Source organism: Leucothrix arctica, assembly GCF_003172895.1.
In the GTDB taxonomy this organism is placed as follows: domain Bacteria; phylum Pseudomonadota; class Gammaproteobacteria; order Thiotrichales; family Thiotrichaceae; genus Leucothrix; species Leucothrix arctica.
Genome location: NZ_QGKL01000001.1, coordinates 1 through 1622, shown reverse-complemented (window position 1 = coordinate 1622; position 1622 = coordinate 1). Strand labels below are relative to the sequence as shown.

The following is a 1622-nucleotide window of genomic DNA, read 5'->3' as shown; positions in this document are numbered from 1 at the left end:
AAAATAGCCCATCCCCACGCCTTTGAAGGCATTCCCTGTCGTTGTGGCCAAGGGATGTTGCGAGTCAGTTATCGACTCGTCCCTTGGCAGCTAGAGTATGGCTGACGACTAAAGGGTTAGGCGTTAAGCAGTCGACTCACTATCCATAAGGATGGGTGATAAGCCGCTGTTGTCTGACGGTTCAAACGGGAAGAAAGTCAGCAGATGTTGTGATATATTTAAACGAATAGGCTTACTATGAGACTGAATTGGACGACGAGTCTGGTCGTTTAATGGGCCAAAATAGATAAGTCATTTAAGGCGAGGTGAGACCATGAAAAGCAATCCCCTTAATAATAAGGTGTGGGACTCCGTAGTACGCGGTTTTGCTCAACCAGACATTTATCCCCAGTGCTGCCGCACTCGGTATAAAATGCTTTAACGTTAAGTGTAAAAAACCTATGAATCTAAACAAAATAGCAGCTATCAATATAATTACGTTTGGATTTCCTTTAGTAACTATTCTAATTCTAGCTATTGTAGGCTTTCGAGAAATACATTTAGTGATTAAAGATCTTGGTGCGGTGGGGGTATTATTATTTCTATCGGCAGCTTTGTTACAAGGTTTTGTAATTGGTATCGGCTGGTTGGTATTTGTTGCGTTGCCGCTTTCTTTCGTACTGAAAAAACGTATTGTATCTAGAGCCAATATAATATTATTTTCCCTTGTTATTACTATTGCATGGGGCGCATTATTTTATTCAGTAGTAACGTACGGAATAAAAGATCTATTGGTGAATGAACTAGAGATGTCTATTGAGCTTGCAGTGGTGGTAGTTATATTGGGTTTAGGCGGTGGTTACGGGTTGTCACGTGGTGCCGGCCACTTAACAAGCCAATAAACTCGACACTATACCCGCTGTTCGTATGTGTAAATTGTCGTGCCTCCAATTTTGTCAAACATACGCCCATCGGCTATAGTGCGAGTTATTGGAGCGTTAGCAAGAGATAAAATATGACTTTCCCCAGACACGACGCACGAGATAATCCACCTAAAAAGTCTGAAATAGAAGTTTCAGAAATGACACTGCACTCAGATCTAATAAGCGTTGTAGGTCTTTTTGAGGATGTTATGTCAAGTTTTCTAACTGAGAATTTATTCTTGCCTGAAAGAAAGGAAATTGGGTTGGAGTATTTACTATCACTATCTGTTGAAGGAAAAATCAATCTGTTTCAAAAATTACTAGAAGATATAAGACCCTCCGAAAAAACAGATCTGGAATTATCGAAAGACTCAATAATACAACGTTTACGAAATGCTCAGAAATTTCGTAATGTCTCAGCCCATGGTGGTAAATTTCAAGAGTTATCGGGTAATATGTTCACTTGGACAGGTAGCAATCCTCCAAAACAACCGAGACGAATGAAAGAAATGGAACAAATTATGGGCAACTCAGCATTTGATCTTATTGATGATATAAAACATTACATATTTTGTTGCTCAAATGATTGCTAACAAGAGACTGTGGTTCTAAGTCAATCGTTTAAGCTAACTTTTCATTCCATCGTTCACCATTTTTTACCATGGTGTTGAGGATGGTAATCATCTTTCTCATACACGCAATAAGTGCTACTTTTTTAGG

The 1622-nt window shown here is 39.3% G+C and carries 2 protein-coding genes; both read left to right on the top strand.

What is annotated here, in order from left to right; all coding sequences use genetic code 11:
• Positions 1–440 precede the first annotated feature (440 nt).
• Positions 441–881: a hypothetical protein gene (locus DKT75_RS00015; RefSeq protein WP_109821390.1), complete on the top strand. Its 441-nt coding sequence runs from the start codon at positions 441–443 to the stop codon at positions 879–881.
• A gap of 113 nt (positions 882–994) precedes the next feature.
• Positions 995–1495 (top strand): hypothetical protein, encoded by a 501-nt coding sequence (locus DKT75_RS00010; RefSeq protein ID WP_109821389.1) that lies wholly within the window; start codon positions 995–997, stop codon positions 1493–1495.
• The last annotated feature ends 127 nt before the right edge of the window (positions 1496–1622 follow it).